The organism is Allobosea sp. UNC402CLCol (assembly GCF_000745475.1).
Taxonomy (GTDB): Bacteria; Pseudomonadota; Alphaproteobacteria; order Rhizobiales; family Beijerinckiaceae; genus Allobosea; species Allobosea spartocytisi.
The window spans coordinates 548,180-571,998 of record NZ_JQJJ01000010.1 but is presented as its reverse complement, the minus strand read 5'-3'; the positions used below and the strand labels follow the sequence as shown (position 1 = coordinate 571,998).

The following is a 23,819-nucleotide window of genomic DNA, read 5'->3' as shown; positions in this document are numbered from 1 at the left end:
GATCGGGAGGTCAGCGGATAGTCAGGCGGTCCTTGCCAGATCGACCGGCGTCGCTGCCGCATTCGCAACTTCGTCGGACGAAACCATGCGCCAGGCGAAGCCGAGATGCTCCGAGACCAGCCGGGCGAGCTCGGACGCATTGCGGTTGAGGAAGGCCTCGGCGATCGGCTCGTGCTCGTTGAAGGCCTTCGCCCAGTTCTCGGCCTGCAGAACCCCGAGATAGCGGGTGCGGTAGAGGCGCAGATTGAGCTGCGCGTGCATCTCGATCAGCACGGGATTGTGCGATGCCGCGGCAATCGCGAGATGGAAGGCCTGGTTGGCGTCGAAATAGGTATAGCGGTCGCCGGCATGATAGGCCTCCGCCATGGTCGCGAGATGCCGGCGGATCGTCTCGTCGTCCAGCGGCGTCGCCTTTTCGCAGGCGAGTTCGGCCGCGAAGACGTCGAGGCGGACATAGACCTCGAGCAGATGGCGGATCTCGTCATCCGACAATGCGACCACGACCGCACCGCGGTTCGGGATGATCTCGATCAGCCGCTGCGTCGCCAGGATCTGCAGGGCCTCACGCAGCGGCGTCCGCGATATCCCGAACTGCTCGGTCAGCGCCTTCTCCCGGATCCACTCGCCCGGCTTGATGTTGTCGTGGATGATCTCGGAGCGGATATGGTCCGAAATCTGCTGGGTCAGCGATTTCGGCGCCACGATGATCGCCGGCCGCCGGGCGCTCACCGCCGTCACGGCACCACCGGGCATTGCCGGCTTGTTCATGCGCGTCTCCCCGTCGAACCGCTGGTCGATGCGAAATCGAATGCGGCGCAAATTTGATGTTGTAAACCTACATGCCTTGCGTATTGTCGACAACATGAAATCGACAATGACCATGTGATGGAGTCGATGGCCGCATCCTCGCTCCTCAGCCGAAGGACAGTGGCGGAGCCCATTTCGTCCGCCCCGGCCTCGGGCCGGCGCGATCGGCGGCTCGATCGACGTTCTCTCGCACCGCATGTCGAACCCCGCATGCGATGCGGCGGCCCGGGCATAGCGGCGGTCGTTCCCAGGATTCGAGATGCCGGCGCTGACATGCCGTCCATCGGGACAGCGATCATCCAGCTAAACTTTCCCCAACCCCGCCGTGATGAGCGTATCGCTTTCCTGAAAGCGCCCGGACACGACGTATTCGTAAATTATTCTACCACAAACGGACGCAAATTAAGTCATTCCATCCCTCGCGGAAGCAGAGAATCGAGCGTAGATGGGTTCGTCCGCTTTGAAAAACAGATTGACCTGTTTGAAGAACAGTCTCTAATTTCGACGCAGGCATAGATGACCATCGAAGACCATTTCTCCACCTGACTCCAAGAAAAAGGGGAATGTCATGCCGGATCACTCGTTCGTTCGTAATGGAATTTCGCGGCGCGGCCTTCTCGGCGGTGGCGCCGGCCTGATCGCCGCGCCCTTCATCATCCGCCCGGCTTCCGCCGCCGAGCGGATCACCGTGGCAGATCCCGGCGGCGTCTACGTCACCGGCTTCACCCCCGCCTTCTATGCGCCTTTCCGCAAGACCGGCGCCGAGCTCGTCAACGTCTCCCGCGACTCCGAGCCGACCAGCCAAGTGAAGGCGCAGGTCGACGCCAAGTCCTATGTCTGGGACGTCGTCTCGATCACCCTGTCGTCACGCAAGCTGCTCTCGGATGCCGGGCTGCTCGAGCCATTGCAGTTCTCGGGCGCGGATTACGACGAGCTTCTGCCGCTGGCGAAGCAGCCGGACTGGCTGGGCACCAACGTCTATGGCAGCGTGCTGGGCTACCGCACCGACAACATGAAGGCCCGCCCCTCGAACTGGGCCGATTTCTACGACGTCGCCAGGTTCCCCGGCCGCCGCGCCCTGCCGAAGAGCCCGATCCATACGCTCGAAGGGGCGCTGCTGGCGGATGGCGTCGACCCGAAAAAGCTCTACCCGCTCGATGTCGACCGGGCCTTCAAGAAGCTCGACACGATCAAGCCGCATATCGCGGTCTGGTGGACGAGCTTCACCCAGACGACGCAGCTTCTGCAGAGCGGTGAGGTCGATTTCCTGCCCTCCAGCAATGCGCGCATCCAGGCGGCGATCGACAATGGCGCGCCGGTCGAGATCATCTGGGATGGCGGGCTCTACGGCATGGAAGGCTGGGCGATTCCGAAGGGCTGCCCGCGGGCGGAGCTCGCCAAGAAGTTCATCGCCTCCTGCGCCAATGGCGAGCGGCAGGCGCTCTATACCAAGGCGCTGGCCTATGGCCCGACCAACCAGACGGCGTTCAAGTTCATCGACCCCGCCCGCGCCAAGCAATTGCCGACGGAGCCGGCCAACTTCAGCAAGCTGATCCCGAGCAACGACGAATGGTGGGGCGCGAACAAGGACAAGATGTTCGAGCGCTTCAACGCCTGGCTGCTCCGTAGCTGAGGCGCAGGCCCGATGTCGGAGAAGCTGCGAACCGAACAGGTCACCAAGCGCTACAACGACGTGGCGGCGCTGCAGCCGACGACGCTCTCGATGCGCGACGGGGAGTTCCTGACGCTGCTCGGGCCGTCCGGCTCGGGCAAGACCACGCTCCTGTCGCTGATCGCCGGGCTGACCGAGCCGACGGGTGGCGACATCTGGATCGACGGGCGGCGCGTCACCGACGAGCCCTCGGCGAAGCGCGGGCTGGGCATGGTCTTCCAGAACTATGCCCTGTTCCCGCATCTCTCGATCTACGAGAACATCGCCTTTCCGCTGCGCATGCGCCGGATGGGCGCGGCCGAGATCGACGCGGCGGTGCGCCGGGTGCTCGACCTCATCCATCTGCCCCATGTCGCGGAGCGCCTGCCGCGCGAATTGTCCGGTGGCCAGCAGCAGCGGATCGCGTTGGCGCGCTGCATCGTCTACGAGCCCTCGATCATCCTGATGGACGAGCCGCTCGGCGCCCTCGACAAGAACCTGCGCGAGCACATGCAGACCGAGATCAAGCGTCTGCATGTCGAGCTCGGCATCACCATCCTCTACGTCACGCATGATCAGGAGGAAGCGCTGTCGATGTCCGACCGCATCTGCCTGATGAACAATGCCCGGGTCGAGCAGATCGGCACGCCGGCGGAATTGTATTTTAAGCCGGCCTCGGTGTTCGCGGCCGGATTCCTCGGCGAATCCAACATCGCCCCTGCGAAGGTGCTTTCGACCGGAACGGAGACCCTACTCGGTTCTGCCGACGGCTCGACGATCAGGGTGGCGGCCGATGCCGGCCACCGCACCGATGTCGAGGTCAACTGGATGGTGCGGCCGGAACGGCTGAAGCTCATCCGCGACGGCGAGGCGCATGAGAACATCCGGCGCGGCCAATTGCTCGACGCCGTCTTTGTCGGCGGCTTCACCAAGATCAATGTCCGGCTCGACGACGGCACGACCCTTCTCGCGAAGGAGCTGACATCCGGGCAGCCGCTGCCGGAGCGCGGGCAGAGCGTGACGCTCGGCTGGTCCGCCGCCGACGCCATCGTGCTGCCGCCGGGCGCCTGACATGACGGCCATGTCCGCGCGCGATTACGAACCCGCCCCCGTTGCCGAGCCCGCGATATCAGCGCTTCAGCCGCGGCTGCGCCGCGCAAGGCCGCTCCTGCCACTGCTCCCGCTCTTCGCCTTCCTGGCGCTCTTCTTCTTTTTCCCGGTCGGGCAGATCCTGTCGCTATCGCTGTTCGACCAGAGCGGAGCGATCACCTCCGCCAACTTCGCCAAGGCCTTCTCCGATCCGCTCTATTTCGACGTCCTGCTGATCACCTTCAAGATCGCCGGCTGGACCACGGTGATCTCGGTCGTCGGCGGCTTCCCGGTCGCCTATTATCTGGCAAACGCCGCGCCCCACAGCCGCAACGCGCTGGTCATCTGGGTTTTGCTGCCGTTCTGGACCAGCTTCCTGGTGCGGACCTTCGCCTGGATGATCCTTCTGGGGCGGAACGGCGCGGTCAACCAGCTCCTGCTCGCGCTCGGCATCGTCGATGCACCGGCTTCGCTGATCTTCAACCTCACGGGCACGCTGATCGGCATGTCGCATGCGATGCTGCCGCTCGCGGTCATGACGATGCTGCCGGTGATGCAGACGATCGACGGCAACCTGTCGCGTGCTGCGGAGACGCTCGGCGCCGGACGCGCCCAGATCTTCTGGCGCATCTATATCCCGCAATGCATGCCGGGCATCAGCGCCGCCGCAATGATGGTCTTCATCAGCTCGCTCGGCTTCTTCATCACCCCTGCCCTGCTCGGCGGCGCGCGCGAGACCATGCTGACGCAGGTGATCATCACCCAGATCCAGGAGTTGCTGAACTGGCCGGCGGCCAGCACGCTCTCGGTCCTGCTGCTCGCAGCCTCGATCCTGGTCTTCGTCGCCTATGACCGAGTCGTCGGACTGTCGAGCCTGGCCGGCGGCTCCGCCGACCGCTCGGCACGAACGGTCTCGGCCTGGTCGCGCATTCTCGACGTGATCGGCCGGGCGGTCGTCAACGGCCTCGGCAGCCTCTGTGCCGGCATCGGCGCGGTCTTCGCCTGGCTGCTTCCCGCGCGCGCCTTCCGCGGGCTCGGCCGGGGCAGCAGCCTCGCGCTGTTCCTCATCGTCGTCGCCTTCCTGCTGATCCCGACGCTCTTCGTGATCCCGGCCTCCTTCACGCCGGGCAATGCGGTGCAGGCCAATCCGGGCGGCTTCTCGCTGCGCTGGTACGAGGCCGTCTTCGCTTCCTCCGACTGGACCAGCGCCGCCTGGAATTCGCTCGTCGTCGGGCTGGCTTCGGGCGCCGTGGCGCTGGTGCTGGGCACGATGGCGGCCTTCGCGATGGCCTGGAACCGCTTTCCGGGCAAGACCGCCGCGCTCGCCGTGATCCTCTCGCCCCTGATCGTGCCGCGCATCGTCATCGCGGTCGCCCTGTTCTTCCTCTATTCGAAGCTCGAACTGGTCGGGACGGTGACCGGGCTGGTCATCGCCCATGCCGTGCTGGCCGTGCCCTATGTCGTCATCACGGTGATGGCGGTGCTCGCAACCTATGACCGGCGGCTCGACCAGGCGGCGGCGGTGATGGGCGCGAGCCGGTGGCAGACGCTGCGCCGGATCACCTTGCCGATCATCAAGCCGGGATTGCTCTCCGCCTTCCTCTTCGCCTTCGTCACCTCCTTCGACGAATTGACGGTGGCGCTGTTCCTGACCGGCGGCTCCTTCAACACGCTGCCGCGCCAGATGTGGTCGGACCTGCTGCTCCAGATCAATCCGACGCTCGCGGCCGTCGCGACCTTGCTGCTGGTGCTGATGACCGGCCTCCTGTTCCTCAACGAGCGGTTCCGGCGTTCGGCCGGCCGCCACTGACGCCCACGCGGCACGATCCGGAAGGGTTCCATGCGCAACAACCTTCGCCAGAAGACCTATTACGGCGTCACCGTCGGCATCCTGATGGTCAACAGCCGCTTCCGGCGCTGGCCGGGCGATATCGGCCATGCCGGCACCTGGGATTTTCCGGTGCAGTACAAGATCGTCCACGACGCCGTGCCCTCGCGCATGACGGAACTGCACCAGTCCAGCCTGCTCGAACCGTTCAAGCGCGCGGCGCAGGAGCTGATCGATGCCGGCGTCGACGGCATCACCACGACCTGCGGCTTCCTCTCGATCTACCAGCGCGAGCTTGCCGATTTCTGCTCCGTGCCGGTCGCGACCAGCGCGCTGCTGCAGGTGCCGATGGTCGAGCGCATGCTGCCGACGGGCAAGAAGGTCGGCATCCTCACCTACAATGCCGAGGTGCTGAACGGCCCCTATCTGCGCGCCGTCGGCATCGCCGAGGACACACCGGTTGTCGGCCTGCCGCAGAGCTCCGAATTCGTCCGCAGCATCCGCGAGGGCGACGACACCGTTCCCTATGACGTGCTGCGCAACGAGGTGCTCGCCGCCGCGGGCGATCTCCTGAGCCGGCATCCCGATGTCGGTGCCATTGTCGGGGAGTGCACCAACCTGACGCCGTTCAGTGCCGATATCGCCGAACGCTTCGGCCTGCCGGTCTTCGACGCGGTCACGATGGTCAACACCTTCCATGCGGCGCTGAAGCCGCGGCGCTTCGGCACGGACTGACCATCGACGCTGCCATGAAACGCGCTCGGACCTATTCGCCCTGTCACGACATGGGCAGGGCCGCATGAGGAGCCCGCACAAGACGGGAATCGCCGTCATCGGCGGCGGCATCGTCGGCGCGAGCGTCGCCTATGGTCTCGCCGCCCGCGGTGAAAAGGTGACGCTGTTCGACGAGGGCGACATCGCCTTCCGGGCGGCGCGCGGCAATCTCGGCAATGTCTGGGTGCAGGGCAAGGGCGCGGGCGGCCCGGCCTATGCCGACCTGACCCGGCGGGCGGCGAAGGATTGGGACGATTTCGCCCACGATCTCGGCGCCGAGAGCGGGATCGACCTGCATTTCCGGCGGCCCGGGGCGTTCTTCTTCTGCTTCACGGAAGCGGAACTGGAACGCCGCAGCAAGACGCTGACCGATCTGGATGCCCAGGCCACGGTGCCGAGCCGGTTCGAGGTCATGGACAATGCCGGCATTCGCAGGCTGCTGCCCGAGGTCAGCTCCGCGGTGGTCGGGGCGACGTTCTGCAGCGACGACGGCACGACGAACCCGTTCCACCTGCTGCGCGCCCTGCTGTCGGTGTTCGAACGGCGCGGCGACTACCGGCCCGGCCACCCCGTGGCGCGCCTTGCACCGGACGGCTCGGGTTTTCGGGTGGAGACGCCTCAGGGCGACTGGCTCGCCGATCGGGTGATCCTGACCGCCGGGCTCGGCAACAAGGAGCTCGCACCCGGGCTGGGCCTGTCCGCTCCGATCCGTCCCGTCCGGGGCCAGATTCTGGTCACGGAGAAACTGAAGCCTTTCCTGCGCTACGGGATCAGCTTCATCCGCCAGACGGTGGAGGGCGGCGTCATCTTCGGGGAATCCTCGGAAGAGGCCGGGCTGGACGATCGCACCACGCCCGATGTCATCCAGACGACGGCCCAACGCGCCGTCGCCGCCTTGCCGCTGCTCGCCAATGCGCAGGTCGTGCGCAGTTGGGCGGCGCTGCGCGTGATGTCGCCGGACGGCATGCCAGTCTATGCCGAGTCGGCGGCCCATCCGGGCGCCTTCCTGGTCACGGTCCATAGCGGCGTCACGCTCGCGCCGTTCCATGCCGGCCCCCTTGCCACCGCATTGTCCGCCGGCCGGCTGGATCCGGCCTGGCAGCCTTTCTCATCGGATCGCTTCAGTGTTCCAGCGTCTTGACCTCCGGGAATTCGATACCTCGTTCACCTTCGCGGGCAGAGCCATTCCCGCCCGCGAAGGGGAGAATCTCGCTGCGGCCATTCTGCGTGCCGACATCAAGGCCTTCCGCAGCACACCGCGATCCGGGGCCCCGCGCGGCCCCTATTGCATGATGGGGGTGTGCTTCGAATGCCTCGTCACGGTCGATGGCGAGCCCAATCGGCAGGCCTGCCTTGAGACCGTGCATGGCGGCATGGTCGTCGAGCCGCAGGCGGGCGCCGCGGAGATCAACCGGTGACCGCCCCGTTCGACGTCGCGATCATCGGCGCGGGGCCGGCCGGCATGGCAGCTGCCGTCATGGCCCGGAAGCAGGGTCTGAGCTGCGTGGTGTTCGACGAGGCCGGCCGACCCGGTGGCCAGATCTATCGCGCCGTTACCGAGCGGCCGGAACGGGATCGCCAGGACATCCTGGGACCGGACTATTATGCGGGTCTCGACCTGGTCGAGGCCTTCCAGCGCTCCGGCGCGGAGCATCGCGCCGGGACGATGGTCTGGTCCATCGCGGAGGGAGAGATCCATTGGCGCTCGCGCAGCGGCTCGGGCGTGACCTTCGCGCGCCGGATCGTCGCGGCGGCCGGTGCGATGGAGCGTCCCTTCCCGCTCCGCGGCTGGACCTTGCCCGGCGTGATGACCGCCGGCGCGGCCCAGATCCTGCTGAAATCCGCCGGGCTGGTGGAGGACGACATTGTCTTCGTCGGTTGCGGGCCGCTGCTCTACCTCGTCGCGGCGCAATATTGTCGCGCCGGCCATCCGCCGCGGCTGGTCATCGAGACGACACCGCGGAGGAACCTCGGCGCGGCGCTCCCGCATCTCCCGCGAGCCCTTCTCGCCGCCCGCTATCTGTTCAAAGGGCTCGGTCTGATCCGCGAGCTGCGGGCCGCGGGCGTCCGGATCGAGCGCGGCGTGGAGCAGGTGGAGCTCGAAGGCGAGGACGCCATACGCGGCGTGAGATGGCGTAGCGGCGGGCGCTGGCAGCGCGCCGATACGGGCCGTGTCGCGCTCCATCAGGGCGTCGTGCCCAATGTGAATCTCGCCATGGCTCTGCGCTGCCGGCACCTCTGGGACGAGCGCCAGCGCTGCTGGCGGCCCGCGCTCGACGAGTGGAACCGCTCCAGCCAGCCCTGGCTCTGGATCGCCGGCGACGAAGCCGGAATCGCCGGCGCCGTTTCGGCGCGACTGAGCGGCGCGATCGCCGCACTCGACATCGCCCGCGACCTCGGCGCGATCGACGAGCGGGAGCGCAACAGGGCCGGCACTCCTTTGCGAGCGGCGCTCGGGCGCGACCGCGCCGTCAGGCCGTTCCTGGAGACGCTCTACCGGCCGAGCGACGTCTTCGTCGTGCCGCAGGCGGACGACGTCATCATCTGCCGCTGCGAGGAGGTGACGCGGGGCGAGATCGCGCGGGTCGTGAAGGAGGGCGCGGCCGGCCCTAACCAGGCGAAGGGATTCCTGCGCTGCGGGATGGGGCCCTGCCAGGGCCGAATGTGCGGGCATACGGTCACGGAGACGATGTCCGCGCTGAGCGGGAAAGGTCAGGAGGAGATCGGCTACTTCAGGCAGCGCATGCCAATCAAGCCGATCACCACAGGCGAGATCGCAGCCTCAGCCCCATTCGACGGGGCAGGCGCGTGAAGCGGCTCGAAGAACCTCATGAGCCGGGCGATCCGCATGAGTTCTATGAGCCGATCGATAGACGCCGAAGGGAACGAACGGATTAGGCGCCGGTTGATGCGCCGTGGCCCATCTCGTCATCCGCGATGAGCAGGAGCTGACCGCTGCGCTGGAGCGGGCCGAGGAACTGCTGGGCTGTACCACCGCTAGCGACGAAGAACGCGAGCGCGCGGCAGTCGCCGATGCTGTCGAGACCTATCGGCAATCCAAGCGCCGGGCCGAGTCCCGCCTGGTCATTCGCCTTCGGCAGGAGCCGCCGAAATCCGAACCCTGGGGGCTGTCATTCTGCAGCCTCTTCATCACCAGGGCTGCGGTGGAGGGCAAGCTTGAGCATGGCCTCAGACGAAGCGAACAGCAGATCGCGCTCCTTCTCGTTCAGCACGGCTGCGATGGCGTTCTCCAACCAGACCCGCCGCGCATGAATATCGTCGGCCAACACGCGCCGCCCTCGATCGTTGAGGGCAATGAGGATTTCGCGCCGATCGGCATCGCTTCGGGCTCTGACAATGAGGCCCTCCTGCTCCAGACCCGCGAGGATGCGAGTCAGTGACTGGGGCTGAAGACGTTCCTCGGTAGCGAGCTGGGTGGCGGCCATAGGGCCAAGCCGGCTTAGGGTTCCGAGGATGCTGACAGCGGACAGGGTGACCGAACCCTTCGGGCGCTCTGCTCGCAGCCGGCGGCCGAGCGCCAGAACGGCCCGCAGAATCGATATGGCTTCCTCACGGGATGAACTTTCCATATACTACGCATAGCGTATTATATCGGGAGGCACCAGGACATCCGGAGCGAATGCCGAACCTGAGCACAAGAGCGCATCTGCGGGAGGCTTTTCGCTGGTCCCCAGACGGGAAAATCGAGGTCGCCGCGATTCTTGCGGCGGGGCTGGGCATGGCCTGCCCGGTGCTTCTCGCCATGCAGAGAGGGCACCTCGCGCTGGGCCTTGCTGCGGCCATCGGCGGCCTCGCGGTGGGGCGCGTGGAGATTGGCGCAGGCTTGCAGGCACATGCAAAGAGCGAGCTCGATGCGCTCGTTCCCATAGTTCTCGCTGCGCTTTGTGCAGCCCTTCTTGGAGGATATGGCTGGCTGAGCAATGTCGGGCTGCTCCTGCTTTCGGGCATCGCTGCGGTGATCAGCGGCTTCAGTCGCTTCATGGTCGTAGCGGCGACCCGTTTTGTCCTCTTCCTGATGATTGTGAGCGCCGTGCCGCCGGCTGCGGAACCCGTGCGCGCATTGACCTCGCTGGGGTTCGTGGGGCTGATTTCCGCGGGTGCGTTTTGGACCTCAGGGCTCAGCCTGCTTTTCGGCGCCCTCGCCCGCCGAACCCGGCAAGCAGCGCCGGAGCCCGCCGATGCGCCGGTCCGGGTCCCGACGGCACGACAGAAATTCGTCCGCTGGCGACGCTCGCTCGCCGCACCGGCCGGCTGGAGCTACCCTGCAAGGCTGGTCACTTGCCTGGCGATTGCTGCGGGGCTGGATATCGCCTGGCCCAACCATCATTTTCACTGGATCGGGCTGACCGTGGCGATCCTGACTCCACGGCACGTGGAGACTGTGCCGATCAAGGCAACACAGAGGGCGCTTGGCACGGCACTCGGGGTTGCCGCGGCAGGGATCTTCCTGCGGCTGGGACTGCCCGCCTGGGCTCTCGTGGTCGCCATCGGGTTTCTGGCCGCTGTGCGCCCTGTGCTGCGGGGCGGCAATTATCTTGCCTACTCGGCTGTGATGACGCCGCTGATCATCCTGCTCATCGACGCCGGCCGGACGTTGGAGAACGATCTGCTGCTCGATCGTCTCGTCGCCACGCTGATCGGCGCATCACTCGTGGTTGGCGCCAACTTGTTGTTCGTCCAATTCACTGCACGACGAAACGAAAACACGTCCCCGCCCGCAATCGCCCGGTCCCTCGACGACCGTGAGCCGTAGGCGCCGTCGGCGGCGAGCTTGGCCGGCCACAGGCCGAAGCGCTCTTGCGTCCAGTCGAGCATGGTCCGGGTCGAGCCGACCTCGGCCTGCCGGATCGCGCGGCTGACCTCGACGATGACGGCGTGATCGAGATCGATCAGATCGTTGGTGGCATAGGCGAAGAAGGCCTGGCCCTTCAGGGCTCCGGTCCATTGCGCCGCCGGATCGGAGCGGGAGACGAACTTCGGCTTGGCCTCGCTGGCCGCGCCCCAGGCGGCCTCGTCGAGCGTGTCGAGATACTCGCGCACCGAGCAGCGGGTCCGGGCGAGATCGTCCCAGTCGACCGGCTCGGAGGCTTCGGCCGAACGCTGCTTGTTGGCATCGGCCTTGATCAGGCTGGCATCGACCGCAAAGCCTTCGCCGCCGACGAGCCCCTCCGCGATGCAGCGCTGCACGGTCGTCTCGAACAGCTCGCGCAACAGATCGCTCTCGCGGAAGCGGCCCTGCCGGTTCTTCGAGAAGGTCGAGTGATCAGGCGCGCTGCCGTCGAGCCCGAGCCGACAGAACCAGCGGTAGGCCAGGTTCAGACGCACCTCCTCGCACAGGCGACGCTCGGAGCGGATGCAGAAGCAATAGCCGATCAACAGCATCCGGATCATTCGCTCCGGATCGCTCACTTTGCCTAGATCAGGCTGCCTATGTTTCCAACGAGCTGCCCCTTGGCCACAAAAGCATGCTCGGTTTGCCGCAGGACGAAGCCGGACACCGGCGCCTTGATCTCAAGCGCATCCGCGAAAACGCCGCCAATCGGGTGCAGTCGCGCCACTAGTTGCCCACTTTCAACCTTGTCGCCGAGCTCAATGCAATGTTCCACCAGTGCAGGCGCAGGAGCGAGATATTGCCCGTCCGCCCCGGCGCTGAAATGCACGCCGGCAAAGGGCACGGGCTCTAGCTGCGGCTTGATCGCGCCGAAATCGGCGAGCGCGCGCAGGAGGCCGTCCTCCATGATCGTCAGCTCTTCGGATTTCATCCGGCCGCCGCCGCCCTCGACCTCGATCGAGGCGAGATCGGCGAGCTTGGCGGCACCGCAGGCCGTCTCGTCGATGCCGTCGACATGCTGGACGAAACGGTAGCCCCAGGCTTCCATCAGCCGATTCAGGCGGGCATCGTCGACCACGCTCTTCTGCGTCGCGAAGCCGAAGACCATCGGCACCACCGAGACGTCGCTGCCGCCGGCATGAACGTCGATCAGCAGATCGACGACGGGGAAGAGCCGCTCCATCACGAAGGCGCAGAGCCGTTCCGTCGGCGTGCCGTCCGCCTTGCCGGGGAAGCAGCGGTTCATGTTCTGGCCGTCGAAGGGAGAGAGGCGCTTGCCCTTCTGCGAGGCCGGGAAATTGAGCGAGGGGATGATGATGACGCGCCCGGTGACATCGGCCGGCGTCAGCCGCTCGGCCAGGCGACGCAGCACGATCTGAGCCTCGTATTCGTCGCCATGGATGCCGCCGAGCAGCAGCACCGAGGGACCTTCGCCATTATTGATGCAGCAGAGGATCTCCCCTGCGATCCCCTCCGGTGGTCCCGCGATCGGGCCGAGGTCGTGGACGGTCTTGCCGGGGCGGGCGGGGTCGAAATCGGTCAGCATGAATCCAGATCCTGTCCTGCGGCGGATGCGGGCAGGGCCGCATCCGCCGGCTGGCGTCGATGGTGCGGAGGGGTCAGGCCGCGGCGCGCCCGAGCGCGGCGGCCTTGAGCATCTCGGCCGGCTTGTGGAAACGCAGCGGCGAGAACGGCTCCAGCGCCTCCGGCTTCTCGCCGGTCGCGATCCATTCGCTGAACAGCCTGGTGAAGCCGAGCGAAATGGCGAAGCCGTGGCCGGACCAGCCATAGCCGTAAATCAGGTTCGGCAACGCCTCGGCCTGTCCGATCAGCGGAATCTGGTCTGCCGCGACAGTCTCCACCCGCGAGGCGTCGACGCTGAGCAGGCTGGAGTTGTCGATGAAGGGCATGGTCAGGAGGCCGTCGGTGACGTTCTGCGTCATCGAGCTGAGGGAGCCCTTCCACAGCCCTTCCGGCGTGTAGCCGACATGGGCTCCGCCCGAGAGCATGATCGTGCCGTCCGGGAGCTGCTTCACCGCCAGCCGGCGATGTGCATGGGAGAGCAGGTGGTTGATCGTCCTGTTCAGCGGGTTCGAAACGAAATGCATCTGCGGCATCAGGTTCCAGACCGGGCCGAGCTCATGCGGTTTCAGCACGGGCTTGAGCAGCGCCTCGGCGCCGGCATTGGCGACGACGACGAGGCGCGAGCCGACCGGGACCGTCTCGCCGCCGGCGAGCTTGACCGCCGTCACCGCCCCGCGCGTCTGCACGATCTCGGCGACCTTGGCGCCGGTGCGGATGACGGCGCCGGCCTTAGCCGCCTCCCTGGCGAATTGGCGCGTCGCGAAGCTGTGGTCGCCGACGCCGTCATGCGGGCACCAGATCGCGCCGAGGATGCCGGGAGCGAGCTCAGGCTCGCGGGCGAGCGCCTCGTCGCGCGAGAGCACCTCGGAGGGTGTGCCGAGGCTCGCCTGGACCATCGCGGTCGCTTCCATGCGGCCGCGCACCTCGTGCTCGCGATGGCCGTAGGAGACGTCGTAGATCTTGAGGCCGCCGACGCGGCGGTAGCCGACGCCGCCCTCGATCCTGGCCTGGTATTCGGCCCAGAGTTGCTGGGCCAGCGCGCAGACCGGCAATTCGCGCAGGTCGCGGCCGCTGGCGCGCACACCACGCTCGCCGGGCCCACCCGAGGCACCGCCGGCGATCTCGCCGGCCTCGAGCAGGGTGACGCTGCGGCCCGCCTTGGCGAGTTGATAGGCCAGGCTCGTCCCATAGATGCCGCCGCCGACGATGACGACTTCGGAGGCGCTGTTGTGATCGGACATCGATCGAATCCTTCGTCTTTCAACTCTCTTGGATGTGGGGGCGTTCAACCGCGAAATGACAGCTCGCGGCGCTGCGGCCCCCGGGCGCAGGGTGGAGAACGGGCGTTTCCTCAACGCAGCGGCGCGGCAGGCGTCCGTCGGGCGTGTTGACGCCCGGCAGGCCCTCGGCGGCGAGCTCGCGAGCGAGCGGGCAGCGCGTGTGGAAGCTGCAGCCGCTGGGTATGGCGAGCGGGCTCGGGATCGAGCCTTCGAGCAAAGCGGGGCGCCCGGCGCGCTGCGGCGGCACCGCAGGCGCGGCAATCGCCATCAGGCTGCGCGTATAGGGATGACGCGGCGCGCCGCAGACCTCCTCGACATCGCCCTGCTCGACGAAGCGGCCGAGATACATGACACCAACCGCGTCAGCCATGTGGGCGACCAGGGCAAGGTCATGGGTGATGACGATATAGGTCAGGGCGAGGCGGGCCTGCAGCTCGGCGAGCAGGTTGATGATCTGCGCCTGTACGGAAACGTCGAGCGCGCTCACCGGCTCGTCGAGGACGAGGATATCCGGCTCGCAGATGATGGCGCGGGCAATGGCGACGCGCTGGCGCTGGCCGCCCGAGAGCTCGTGTGGATAGCGGGCCAGATGCGCCGGGTTCAGCCCGACCATGGCGATCACGGCATCGATGCGCGCGGCGCGGGCGGCGCGCTCGCGATGCAGGCCATGCACGGTCAGCGCCTCAGACAGGGTGTCGAACACGGTCATGCGCGGATCGAGCGAGGCGCGCGGATCCTGCAGGACGAGCTGGACCTTGCGGCGCAGCGCGCGCAGGCCGGTCTTGTCGAGCGTCGAGAGCCGGGTGCCGTCGATCGTGACCTCGCCGGCAGTTGGTTTGAGCAAGCCGACGACGAGCCGGGCGAGCGAGCTCTTGCCGGAGCCGGATTCGCCAACGATGGCGAAGCAGGTCCCGCGCCGGACGCTGAACGAGACGCCGTCGACGGCGCGCACCACCGGCGCCGCGACGCGGCTCAACAGCGTCTTCCGGCCGCCGAAATGCCGGCTGATCCCATCCACGACGACGATGTCGTCGCTCTCGGTGTCCGGATGTCGGGGCGGCAGGCGGAAGGGCGCGTTCACGACAGGCCCTCCTCGGCGAAGAGGCAGGCGACCTGCCGGCCGGAGACGGTCCGCGGCTCGGGCTCCCGCTCGGCGCAGTCCGGGCGCCCTTGCGTGCGCGGGCAGCGCGGGCGGAAGGTGCAGCCCGCCGGGAACTGGCCAATAAGCGGCGGCTCGCCCGGGATGCTGCGCAGCGGCTGGCCGCGCCCCTCGCCGGCACCGGGCGCGGAGGCGCGCAGCGCCAGCGTGTAGGGATGCAGCGGCCGCTCCAGCACGGTCGCGACCTCGCCGCTCTCGACGATGCGGCCGGCATACATCACCGCGACGTCGTCAGCGAAGCGGGCGACAAGGCCGAGGTCATGGGTGACGAGCAGCACCGCCATGCCGCGCTTCGCCTGGATCTCGCGCAGCAGGACCAGGATCTGCTGCTGGATCGTGACATCAAGCGCGCTGGTCGGCTCGTCGGCGAGCAGCACCTGCGGGTCCTGGGCGAGCGCGATCGCGATGACGATGCGCTGCTTCATCCCACCCGAGAACTGATGCGGATACATGGCCAGGCGCCGCTCGGGATCGGCGATCCTGACATCCTGCAAGAGGGCGATGCAGCGCTGCCGGACAGCTTCATTGTCGAGGCTCGATCCGGCGCTCACCGCCTCGGCGAGCTGGGCGCCGACCGTCAGGACCGGGTTGAGGGCGCTCGCCGCGTCCTGGAAGACGACGCCGATCTTGCGTCGGCGCAGCTCGCGCAAAGCCGCAGCGGAAAGCCCGAGCGCGGATTGCCCGCCGATGCCGATCGCTCCTTCCGTGATCGCGACCTCCTGTGGATTGGCGAGCGTGCCGATGGCCCGCAGCAAGGTCGATTTGCCGGAACCGGATTCGCCGACCAGCGCCAGCGTCCGGCCCGGACGGATCGCGAGATCGACCCCGCGCACGACATCGAGCAGGCCGTCGCGGGTCCGGAAGGCCATACGCAGGGCCTTGACCGAAACGGCGCTCCGCTCGGCCTCCACGTCGGCAGCGATGCCGGGCGACGGTGCCGCGGGACGGCGGCGCAGGAAGGCGAAGAGCGGCGCCCTCCGGGCAGTACGCCGGCTGGTCGGGTCGTAGATCACACGCAACGCTTCGCCCAACAAGTTGAAGGCAAGGGCGGAGACGGCCAGAAACAGCCCCGGAAAGGTCGCGAGATAAGGGTGGCTGCGAATATAGGAGCGGCTTTCGCCGAGCATCGTGCCCCATTCCGGGAAGGGCGGCTGCGTGCCCAGCCCGAGGAAGCCGAGGCCGGAGGCCGAGAGCAGCGTCGAGGCGAAGAGCAGGGTCGAGAGCGTCAGGAGCGTGCCCGAGATGTTCGGCAGCACATGGCGCAGGATGATGCGGGCCGGGCTGGCGCCGAGCGCGGCCGAGCCCTCGATATAGGGTTCGGCCAGGATGCTCAGCGTCACGGCGCGGGCCGTGCGAGCGAAGACCGGCACCGCGACCACGCCGACCGCGATGATGACGTTCTGGGTATTGGCGCCGAGGATCGCCACCACCGCTAGCGCGAAGACGATGTCGGGAAAGCTCAGCATGATGTCGATGGCGCGCATCAGCACCGCCTCGATCCAGCCGCGCCGCCAGGCGGCGAGGATGCCGAGCGGCACGCCGATGAGGAACGCCACGGCGACACCGCCGACACCGATGCCGAGCGTCGCGCGTGCACCCACCAGCACGCGGCTGAAGACGTCGCGGCCGAGCTGGTCGGTGCCGAACCAGTGGGCGGCGGAAGGCGGACGCAGGGTCTGGGCGAAGTTCTGGCGGAAGGCATCCTGCGGCGCCAGCATCGGCCCGAAGATCGCGAGCAGCAGATAGAGCACGACCAGCGTCAGCCCGATCGCGCCCTTGGGCTGGGCGAGGATGCGCCACAGCAGGGTCCAGCGCCGGCGCGGAGGGGCAGCGTCGGATTTCGCGGCGAGAGGGGGAGCGCCGGCGGCCATGTCCTGCACCAGGCTCATGCCGGCCTCTCCTGCTCGCGGGTGCGCGGGTCGAGCCATTGCGTCAGCAGGTCGGTGACGAGGTTGATGACGACGAAGAAGACCGCGAACATCAGGATCGCGTACTGGATCACGGGATAGTCGGCGCGCGAGACCGCATCGACGAGCAGCCGGCCGACGCCGGGGATGCCGAACACAGTCTCGGTGACGACCGAGCCGCCGAGCATGCCGCCGAACTGCACGCCGGCGACGCTCACCGCCGCGATCAGCGAGTTGCGCAAGGCATGGGCGAGCACGACGCGGGTTTCGCTCAGCCCCTTGGCGCGGGCGGTGTCGAGATAGTCCTTGCCCATCGTCTCGGTCAGGCTGGCCGCGACGAGGCGGCTGAACATCGCGGCCGGCCGCGTGGCGATGACGAGGATCGGCAGGACGAAATGCGCCGGTGTCGAGGCCCCGGCCGCCGGCAGCCAGCCGAGATGGACCGCGAAGAGCCAGATGCAGAGCAGGCCGAGCCAGTAGATCGGCATCGAGATCCCCGCGAGCGTCAGCACGGTGATCGCCGCATCGGCGAAGCCGCCCGGGCGCATCGCGCTGACAATGCCGGCGAGCGTGCCGACGACGACGCCGATGACGAGCCCGCCAATCGAGACGATCAGCGTGTTCGGCAGCCGCTCCGCCAGTTCGACGACGACGGGGCGATGGGTGCGGAAGGAGGTCGCGACGGCCGGGTCCCAGATGCCGCGCAGGAAATGGCCGTAGCGCGTGAGCAAAGGCTCGTTCAGGCCGAGGAACTGACGGATGCTCTCGATCTCCTCGTTCGAGGCGGTCGGCCCGGCGAGAATCTGCGCCGGGTCGCCTGGGATCAGGTCGACGAAGAGAAAGACGAGCAGCGAGACCGCGAACAGCGTCGGCAGGGCTCCGCCCAGGCGTCTCAGAACGAACATCGTCCGGCCCTCCGCTTGCGTGGCGCCGGAGCATTTCCGCGTTTTGCAGAAACGCCGAAATGCTCCAACTCTTTGTTTGATCGCATTTTCTTCACGCGAACCGGTGTCCACTTCGCTCGAAAATGCGCTAGTTCAGGGTCACCTTGTCGAAGACCAGCGTCTCGTTGGGCTGGACGGCAAAGCCCTGGACGCGGTTGGCGACGCCGATCGCCTGGGTTTGGTACCAGAGGAAGAGGAAGGGCTGATCCTTCCAGACGATCTCCTGGACCTCGCCATAGATCGCCTTCTGCTTTGCCGGATCGGTCGTGGCCCGGCCTTCCTTCAGCAGGGCGTCGACGCGCGGATTGGAATAGCCGGTGCGGTTGGCGCCGACGCCGGTGTAGAACAGGCGGTAGAGCGTGTAGTCCATGCCCGCCGTGGCGCGCCCGACCATGCCCATATTGTCGGTGCGCTGGGCCGGCTCCATGCCGACCACCTTGGTCCAGGTTCCGCGATCGACGACGAGCGGCGTCGCCTTGATGCCGACATCCTCGAAGGAGCCGGCCAGGGCCTGGCAGACCTGCACGTCCTTGATGTAGCGCCCGGTCGGGCAGGTGAAGCTGAGCGCGAGCTGGCCGGGCTTGTAGCCTGCTTCCGCGAGCAGCTTTTTGGCGCCGGCCGGATCGAACGGGATCGGCGGGAAGGTCTTGCGCAATTCGTCCTGCGTGCCGGGGCCGACCATGCCGACCGAGGGCGTGCCGAGCCCGCCGAGGACACCCTTGGCGATGCCCTCGCGATCGACGGCGAGGTTCAGCGCCTGGCGCACCCGCGGATCGGCCAGCGGGCCGCGCAGCACCATCTCCATGTTGATCGAGAACATGCTGGGCGGGGTGACGACCTTGGCGCTCTTGAGCGCATTGATCGCGGCGATCGATTCGGGCGGTACGCGCTCGACGATGTCGGCGGCGCCGGTCTCCATCAGCGCCATGCGCGAGCCGTCCTCCGGCACCACGGTGAACTCGATCGCCTTCAGCGTGGCCGGATAATCGCCGGCATATTTCGGATTGGGCACGAGGCGGAAGCCTTCGCCGCCGACATAGCGCTCGACCATATAGGGGCCCGAGCCGACAGGCTTGCGGCCGTACTCAGCGCCCATCTCCTTGAGCGCCTTGACGTTGACGATGCTGGCCGCGGTGCTGGCGAGCAGCATCAGCACGTGGCCGTTGGGCTCGGCCATGTGGAACTCGACCGTATCCTCGCCGACCGCCTTCACCGTGCCGAGCGAAGCGTAGAGCCCGCGATAGATCGAGCCGGTCTTTTCGTCGAGCATGCGGTTGAAGCTCGCGGCCACCGCCTCCGCGTTCAGCGGGTCACCGTTGCTGAAGGTTTTCCCCGCCCTGATCTTGACGGAGAAGACCTTGCCGTCCGGCGAGAAGGAGGAGTCCGTCGCGAGGCTCTTCTGGACATTGTTCTGCGGATCGAGCCGGAAGAGCCCCTCCAGCACCGCGAGATCGACCGCATTGCCGACCGGCAAATCGTTGAAGGCCGGGTCGAAGGTCGCCGGATCGGCACCCACGGCGACGCGCAGGACCCCGGCGGGCTGCGCGAAGGCCTGGGCGGCGAGGAAAGAGAGGCCCGTGGCCAACGCCGCCACGGTGCAGGAATGACGAAGGCTGCGCATGTTCTGCTGTTCCCCAAGCTGGCAATTTCGTCGCACCGGGCAAGCGTCATGGCGCGCGCGAGCGCCCCACCGCCGTCCCGGTGCGAAGTCAGTCTCTGGTTTTTTGGCCGCCTTCCCGGTCATCCGGTCGAAAGTGCGGATAACGGCGACATCGGTCAGCAGATCACAGCATTCGATCTGCCTCAAATTCATAAATTTACGATCTATATGAACTCAGGTTATGGTCATGCCATGCATTACCGCCAGGTCGAAGTCTTCAAGGCGATCATGGATTCCGGCTCGATCACCGAGGCGGCCAACATCCTGCGCATCTCGCAGCCCGCGGTCAGCAAGGCCCTCAAATTGCTGGAGGCCGAGCTGGGCTTGCGGCTTTTCGCGCGCACGACCAAGGGCATCGCCGCGACCGAGGAGGCGCGGCTGCTCTATACCGAGGTCGAGCGCACCTATTTCGGCATGCAGAATCTGGCGCGCTTCGCCGCCGGTCTCAGCGACCGCAAACAGGGGCGCATCGTCGTCAGCACCATTCCCGCGCTGGGCATCGCCTGGCTTCCGGCGATGGTCGCCCGCTTCTCCGAAGCGCATCCCGACGTAACGATCTCGCTGCATTCGAGCAATTCGGCCGACGCCGCGCGGCTGGTCGGCAGCGGCGAGATCGATCTCGGCATCGCCCAGCTCCGCAGCGAGGAGTACAATCTCTCCCGTCGCAAGCTGTTCGACCTCGAAGGGGTCATCGCCTTGCCGGAAGGGCATCGGCTCGCGGGCAAGCCCTTCATCGAGGCATCCGATCTCGCGAATGAGAGGATCATCGCGCTCGGCCCCGAGGACGAGTTCCGCCGCAAGCTGACCCAGGCTCTGGAAAGCGACGGCCAGCATCCCCGGACGATCATCGATGCAAGTCTCGGCCTGACCATTTGCGCGCTCGCGGCCGCCGACTGCGGCGTCGGCATCGTCGACAGCGAGGCGGCGCGGATGCGTGACGGCCATGGCCTCGTCTTTCGCAGCTTCCGGCCGGCGATACGGGTTCCGATCTTCCTGTTCCGCCAGCGCGGCCGGCCGACGAGCAAGCTGGTCGAAACTTTCATCGCCAGCCTCAAGCCGCCGCCGCCTTTCCGGAGCGCGGCGGGCTGAGTCTGACCGCGGCCGACCCAGCTCTCTGCCCGGGGCCTTCCCTCAATGTCTCAGGCGCTTCCCCGCAGGACGCCATTGGGGGAGTATCGCTCCGCGAACTGCGCAGCCACGGGCACAGGACGCAGCGGTCGCATGTCTGCGAGGGGACGGATGACAGTGAATCTCAGGCATGTCGAGCTCTTCCGCCACATCATGCATCTCGGTACGCTCACCCAGGCGGCCGAGATGATGTCGGTCTCGCAGCCGGCCGCCAGCAAGATGCTGAACCAGCTCGAGCGCAGCACCGGCATCATCCTGTTCCAGCGCATGAAGGGACGCCTCAAGCCGACACGGGACGGCGAGCTGTATTTCGCGGAGGTTCAGCGGACCTGGGAAAGCGTCGAACGTCTCGAGCGGATGACGAAGGACATTCGCGAGCTGCAGTTCGGCCGGCTCAATCTCGGCGTCATGCCGATGCTGGCAGGGACGCTCATCCCGCCTTTGCTGACGCGCTTTTGCCGGCAGCACGAGAAGACCTCGGTCAAGCTGCATTCGCGCAGCTCCGACCGCATCATCGAATGGGTCATCGCCGGGCAGATCGATGTCGGGATCACCGAACATTTCACCCCGCATCCCAATGTCGTGTGCCGCCTGATCGCGCGCATCCCCAATGTCTGTGCCGTGCCCGAAGGCCATCGCCTCGCGGGGCTGAAGACGATCCGGCCCGAGGATCTCGACGGCGAGAACTTCGTCTCGATCGGATCGCCGGATCGTCGCATCTTCGTCGAGAAGGTCTTCGAGCAGGCGGGCGTACTGCCACGCATGTTCATCGACGCGCCAATGGCCAACGTCGCCAGCGCCCTGGTCGCCAATGGCGCCGGGATCGCGCTCGTCGACGAGCTCAACGCGCACAGCTTCATCGGACGCGGCCTCGTCGCGAAGCCCTTCGCGCCGGAAATCTTCTCTCCGGTCTGGCATCTGCGTCCGAACACCCTGACGGGCTCCTCGCTGGCCGACGCACTGATCCGGGATATCGAGGACGAGCTGGAACGGCTCGGCTACAGCGCGGATTCGTGAGGAGCGGGAGGGCGCCGCAAAGGTCCAGGTCGGCACGGACGCCATAACCTGCAGGAATGAACTGGCAAAATCATATTCTTTGACGCCTCGATTTCCGGTCCATACCTTCGCTGTCATTGACATAGATCAAACAAACGGGACCCGGTCCTGGCTGCGCCGCACAGCGCATCCAGAACACGGGAGATCTATGGCCAATCTGAACGGGAGATACTGGCCGCAATGCAGGTTTTCGTCTTTCTGACGAGGAGGCTGATCTTTGCGATCATCCTGATGCTCGGCGTCAGCGCAGCGATCTTCTTCCTGATCAACGCGATCGGCAATCCGATCGAGCTGATGATGGCGGAGACGCCCGGCATGACCGGCGAGGTGATCGAGCGCATGAAGTCCTATTACGGGCTCGATCAGCCGCCGCTCACCCGCTACCTGCTCTGGCTCGGGCGGCTGCTCCACCTCGATTTCGGCACCAGCATCGTCTATAACCAGCCGGTCGGTTCGCTCATCCTGACCTGGGGCTGGCAGACCCTCAAGATTCAGGTCCCCGCCATCCTGATCGCGCTGGCAATCGCGATCCTCTTCGGCGTCACGGCCGCCCGCCGCCAGCATTCGCGCTCGGATTTCGCGGTGATGGGCACGGCGCTGCTCGGCCAGTCCCTGCCGGCCTTCTTCCTCGGCATCCTGCTGATCTTCGTCTTCTCCTACACGCTCGACTGGCTGCCAAGCTACGGCGCCTATTCGACCCGCAACCCGCTCGGCGGCAGCCCGACGCTCGACGCGCTCTGGCACATGGTGCTGCCCGTCGCGATGCTGACCTTCTTCAACACCGCGACGCTGACGCTGCTGATGCGCTCGAACATGGTCGACGTGCTGAAGAGCGACTTCATCGCGGCGATGCGCGCCAGCGGCATCCCCGAGCGGCGCGTCATTTACGTTCACGCGCTGCGCGCCGCCTTCATCCCGATGCTGACCTATCTCGGGCTGCTGATCGGCCTGATGCTCGGCACCGCGCCGGTGACGGAATCCGTCTTCACCTGGCCGGGGCTGGGCTCCCTCTATGTCGCTGCGATCCACCAGCTCGACTACCCCGTCATCATGGGCGCGAGTGCGGTCATCGCCTTCATGCTGATCTGCACGACCCTGCTGACGGACGTGATCTACGTCCTCATCGATCCCCGCATCAGCCTGGAGTGAGCGGCGTGACCGACCAGACGATCGCGAGCCACACCTCACGGCCAAAGCCGCTGCCCAAGCCCGCCAAGGGCATCTGGCGGCAAGGTTGGCAGCGCTTCACGCGGAGCCGCACCGGCATGCTCGGCCTCGTGCTGGTCATGCTCGTCGTCGCGACAGCGGTGATCGGCCCCTTCCTCGCGCCCTTCGATGCGCATGACCAGAGCCCGATGCTCGACCCCGGCGCCAAGGCGCCGCCGAGCTGGACCCATTGGCTCGGCACCGACCGCATGGGCTACGACGTGCTCAGCCGCCTGATCTACGGCGCGCCGACGGCGCTCGCCGTCGGGCTCGGCGCGATGTCGATCGCCTCCGTGATCGGCGTGCTGGTCGGAGGCTTTGCCGGCTATCGCGGCGGAACCACCGACGAGGTGCTGATGCGCTTCACCGACTTCTTCCTGGTCATCCCGATGTTCGTCGTCATCCTCGCCGTGGTGCGGTTGCTCGGCGTCGCCATCGTCAACACGCCCTTCGAAAGCGTGCCCTATCTCAATCTCGGCGTGATCATCCTGCTGATCGGCGTCTTCTCCTGGGCGCCGATCGCGCGGATGACGCGGGCCGAGTTCCTGCGGCTCAAGAACCAGGAATTCGTCGAGGCAGCACGCTGCATCGGCGCGACCTCGGGCGACATCCTGTTCCGCCACATCCTGCCGAACGCCCTGCCCTCGCTCGTCGTCATCGTGGCGCTCGGCATCGGCGGCGCCGTGCTGGCGGAGGCGATGATCGGCTTCCTCGGCTTCGGCGATCCGGCGGCGGTGAGCTGGGGCCAGCTCCTCTACTTCAACTACGAGGCGCTCAAGGTCGCGCCCTGGGCTTCGCTGAGCCCCGGTCTCGCGATCTTCATCACCGTGCTCGGCTTCAATCTCCTGGCGGATGGGCTGACCGACGCCTTCAACCCGCGGGCCAAAGTCTGAT

The 23,819-nt window shown here is 66.8% G+C and carries 20 protein-coding genes and 1 pseudogene; 12 read left to right on the top strand and 9 right to left on the bottom strand.

The genetic code is table 11. The features are described from left to right. Positions 1 to 21: 21 nt before the first annotated feature. The gene (locus tag GY40_RS14590) at positions 22 to 768 is read right to left on the bottom strand and encodes a GntR family transcriptional regulator (protein ID WP_051988058.1); all 747 of its coding nucleotides are present in this window, start codon (positions 766 to 768) and stop codon (positions 22 to 24) included. A 607-nt stretch (positions 769 to 1,375) separates the two neighbouring features. Here GY40_RS14590 and GY40_RS14585 point away from each other — a divergent pair. The 7 genes from GY40_RS14585 to GY40_RS14555 all read left to right on the top strand — a co-directional run bounded on the left by GY40_RS14585 (position 1,376) and on the right by GY40_RS14555 (position 8,961). Then, the gene (locus GY40_RS14585; protein WP_051988055.1) at positions 1,376 to 2,440 is read left to right on the top strand and encodes an ABC transporter substrate-binding protein; all 1,065 of its coding nucleotides are present in this window, start codon (positions 1,376 to 1,378) and stop codon (positions 2,438 to 2,440) included. Positions 2,441 to 2,452: 12 nt separating this feature from the next. Then, positions 2,453 to 3,529, top strand: a complete 1,077-nt coding sequence (locus GY40_RS14580) for an ABC transporter ATP-binding protein (protein ID WP_038363373.1) — start codon at positions 2,453 to 2,455, stop codon at positions 3,527 to 3,529. A gap of 1 nt (position 3,530) precedes the next feature. Beyond that, positions 3,531 to 5,357: an ABC transporter permease subunit gene (locus tag GY40_RS14575; RefSeq protein ID WP_038363371.1), complete on the top strand. Its 1,827-nt coding sequence runs from the start codon at positions 3,531 to 3,533 to the stop codon at positions 5,355 to 5,357. Positions 5,358 to 5,387: 30 nt separating this feature from the next. Beyond that, complete coding sequence (locus GY40_RS14570; protein WP_038363369.1) at positions 5,388 to 6,110, top strand: aspartate/glutamate racemase family protein; 723 nt, start codon at positions 5,388 to 5,390, stop codon at positions 6,108 to 6,110. 64 nt (positions 6,111 to 6,174) lie between these two features. After that, on the top strand, positions 6,175 to 7,290 hold the full coding sequence (locus GY40_RS14565; RefSeq protein WP_038363366.1) for an NAD(P)/FAD-dependent oxidoreductase: 1,116 nt from the start codon (positions 6,175 to 6,177) through the stop codon (positions 7,288 to 7,290). Further along, entirely contained in the window at positions 7,274 to 7,567 is a 294-nt protein-coding gene (locus GY40_RS14560) for a (2Fe-2S)-binding protein (protein WP_038363363.1), read from the top strand. Before GY40_RS14565 ends, GY40_RS14560 begins: the two co-directional genes overlap by 17 nt. Then, on the top strand, positions 7,564 to 8,961 hold the full coding sequence (locus GY40_RS14555; protein WP_038363361.1) for an FAD/NAD(P)-dependent oxidoreductase: 1,398 nt from the start codon (positions 7,564 to 7,566) through the stop codon (positions 8,959 to 8,961). The genes GY40_RS14560 and GY40_RS14555 overlap by 4 nt, the downstream gene beginning before the upstream one ends. 319 nt (positions 8,962 to 9,280) lie before the next feature. Here the strand turns inward: GY40_RS14555 and GY40_RS27105 are convergent, their stop codons facing one another. Then, a complete protein-coding gene (locus GY40_RS27105; protein ID WP_248311194.1) occupies positions 9,281 to 9,595 on the bottom strand; it encodes a MarR family winged helix-turn-helix transcriptional regulator in 315 nt (104 codons plus the stop codon). 131 nt (positions 9,596 to 9,726) lie between these two features. On the opposite strand from GY40_RS27105, the gene GY40_RS28560 reads away from it, so the two are divergent. Beyond that, a complete protein-coding gene (locus GY40_RS28560) occupies positions 9,727 to 10,923 on the top strand; it encodes an FUSC family protein (RefSeq protein WP_081925463.1) in 1,197 nt (398 codons plus the stop codon). Here the strand turns inward: GY40_RS28560 and GY40_RS14545 are convergent. The 7 genes and pseudogenes from GY40_RS14545 to GY40_RS14515 all read right to left on the bottom strand — a co-directional run. After that, positions 10,914 to 11,585: pseudogene (locus GY40_RS14545) on the bottom strand (transposase); the annotation flags it as partial. The gene GY40_RS28560 and the pseudogene GY40_RS14545 overlap by 10 nt on opposite strands. Next, positions 11,585 to 12,547 carry a M14 family metallopeptidase gene (locus GY40_RS14540; protein ID WP_051988053.1) on the bottom strand — a complete coding sequence of 321 codons (963 nt, stop codon included), beginning with the start codon at positions 12,545 to 12,547 and terminating at the stop codon, positions 11,585 to 11,587. The gene GY40_RS14540 and the pseudogene GY40_RS14545, both read right to left, overlap by 1 nt. A 73-nt stretch (positions 12,548 to 12,620) precedes the next feature. After that, on the bottom strand, positions 12,621 to 13,826 hold the full coding sequence (locus GY40_RS14535; RefSeq protein WP_051988051.1) for an NAD(P)/FAD-dependent oxidoreductase: 1,206 nt from the start codon (positions 13,824 to 13,826) through the stop codon (positions 12,621 to 12,623). A 19-nt stretch (positions 13,827 to 13,845) separates the two neighbouring features. Then, positions 13,846 to 14,946: an ABC transporter ATP-binding protein gene (locus GY40_RS14530; protein ID WP_051988049.1), complete on the bottom strand. Its 1,101-nt coding sequence runs from the start codon at positions 14,944 to 14,946 to the stop codon at positions 13,846 to 13,848. Then, entirely contained in the window at positions 14,943 to 16,913 is a 1,971-nt protein-coding gene (locus GY40_RS14525) for a dipeptide/oligopeptide/nickel ABC transporter permease/ATP-binding protein (protein WP_051988047.1), read from the bottom strand. The genes GY40_RS14530 and GY40_RS14525 overlap by 4 nt, the downstream gene beginning before the upstream one ends. Continuing rightward, the gene (locus GY40_RS14520) at positions 16,910 to 17,836 is read right to left on the bottom strand and encodes an ABC transporter permease (protein ID WP_038363357.1); all 927 of its coding nucleotides are present in this window, start codon (positions 17,834 to 17,836) and stop codon (positions 16,910 to 16,912) included. The genes GY40_RS14525 and GY40_RS14520 overlap by 4 nt, the downstream gene beginning before the upstream one ends. 127 nt (positions 17,837 to 17,963) lie before the next feature. Then, a complete protein-coding gene (locus tag GY40_RS14515; RefSeq protein WP_038363356.1) occupies positions 17,964 to 19,496 on the bottom strand; it encodes an ABC transporter substrate-binding protein in 1,533 nt (510 codons plus the stop codon). Positions 19,497 to 19,727: 231 nt separating this feature from the next. Between GY40_RS14515 and GY40_RS27595 the strand changes: the two genes are divergently transcribed. The 4 genes from GY40_RS27595 (at position 19,728) to GY40_RS14495 (ending at position 23,818) form a co-directional block, all read left to right on the top strand. Continuing rightward, positions 19,728 to 20,624, top strand: coding sequence for a LysR family transcriptional regulator (locus GY40_RS27595; RefSeq protein WP_038363354.1), 897 nt, complete (start codon positions 19,728 to 19,730; stop codon positions 20,622 to 20,624). 150 nt (positions 20,625 to 20,774) lie between these two features. After that, a complete protein-coding gene (locus GY40_RS14505; protein ID WP_038363352.1) occupies positions 20,775 to 21,680 on the top strand; it encodes a LysR substrate-binding domain-containing protein in 906 nt (301 codons plus the stop codon). 219 nt (positions 21,681 to 21,899) lie between these two features. Further along, positions 21,900 to 22,868 (top strand): ABC transporter permease, encoded by a 969-nt coding sequence (locus GY40_RS14500; RefSeq protein ID WP_038363350.1) that lies wholly within the window; start codon positions 21,900 to 21,902, stop codon positions 22,866 to 22,868. 5 nt (positions 22,869 to 22,873) lie between these two features. After that, positions 22,874 to 23,818 carry an ABC transporter permease gene (locus GY40_RS14495; RefSeq protein ID WP_156115959.1) on the top strand — a complete coding sequence of 315 codons (945 nt, stop codon included), beginning with the start codon at positions 22,874 to 22,876 and terminating at the stop codon, positions 23,816 to 23,818. Position 23,819 lies beyond the last annotated feature (1 nt).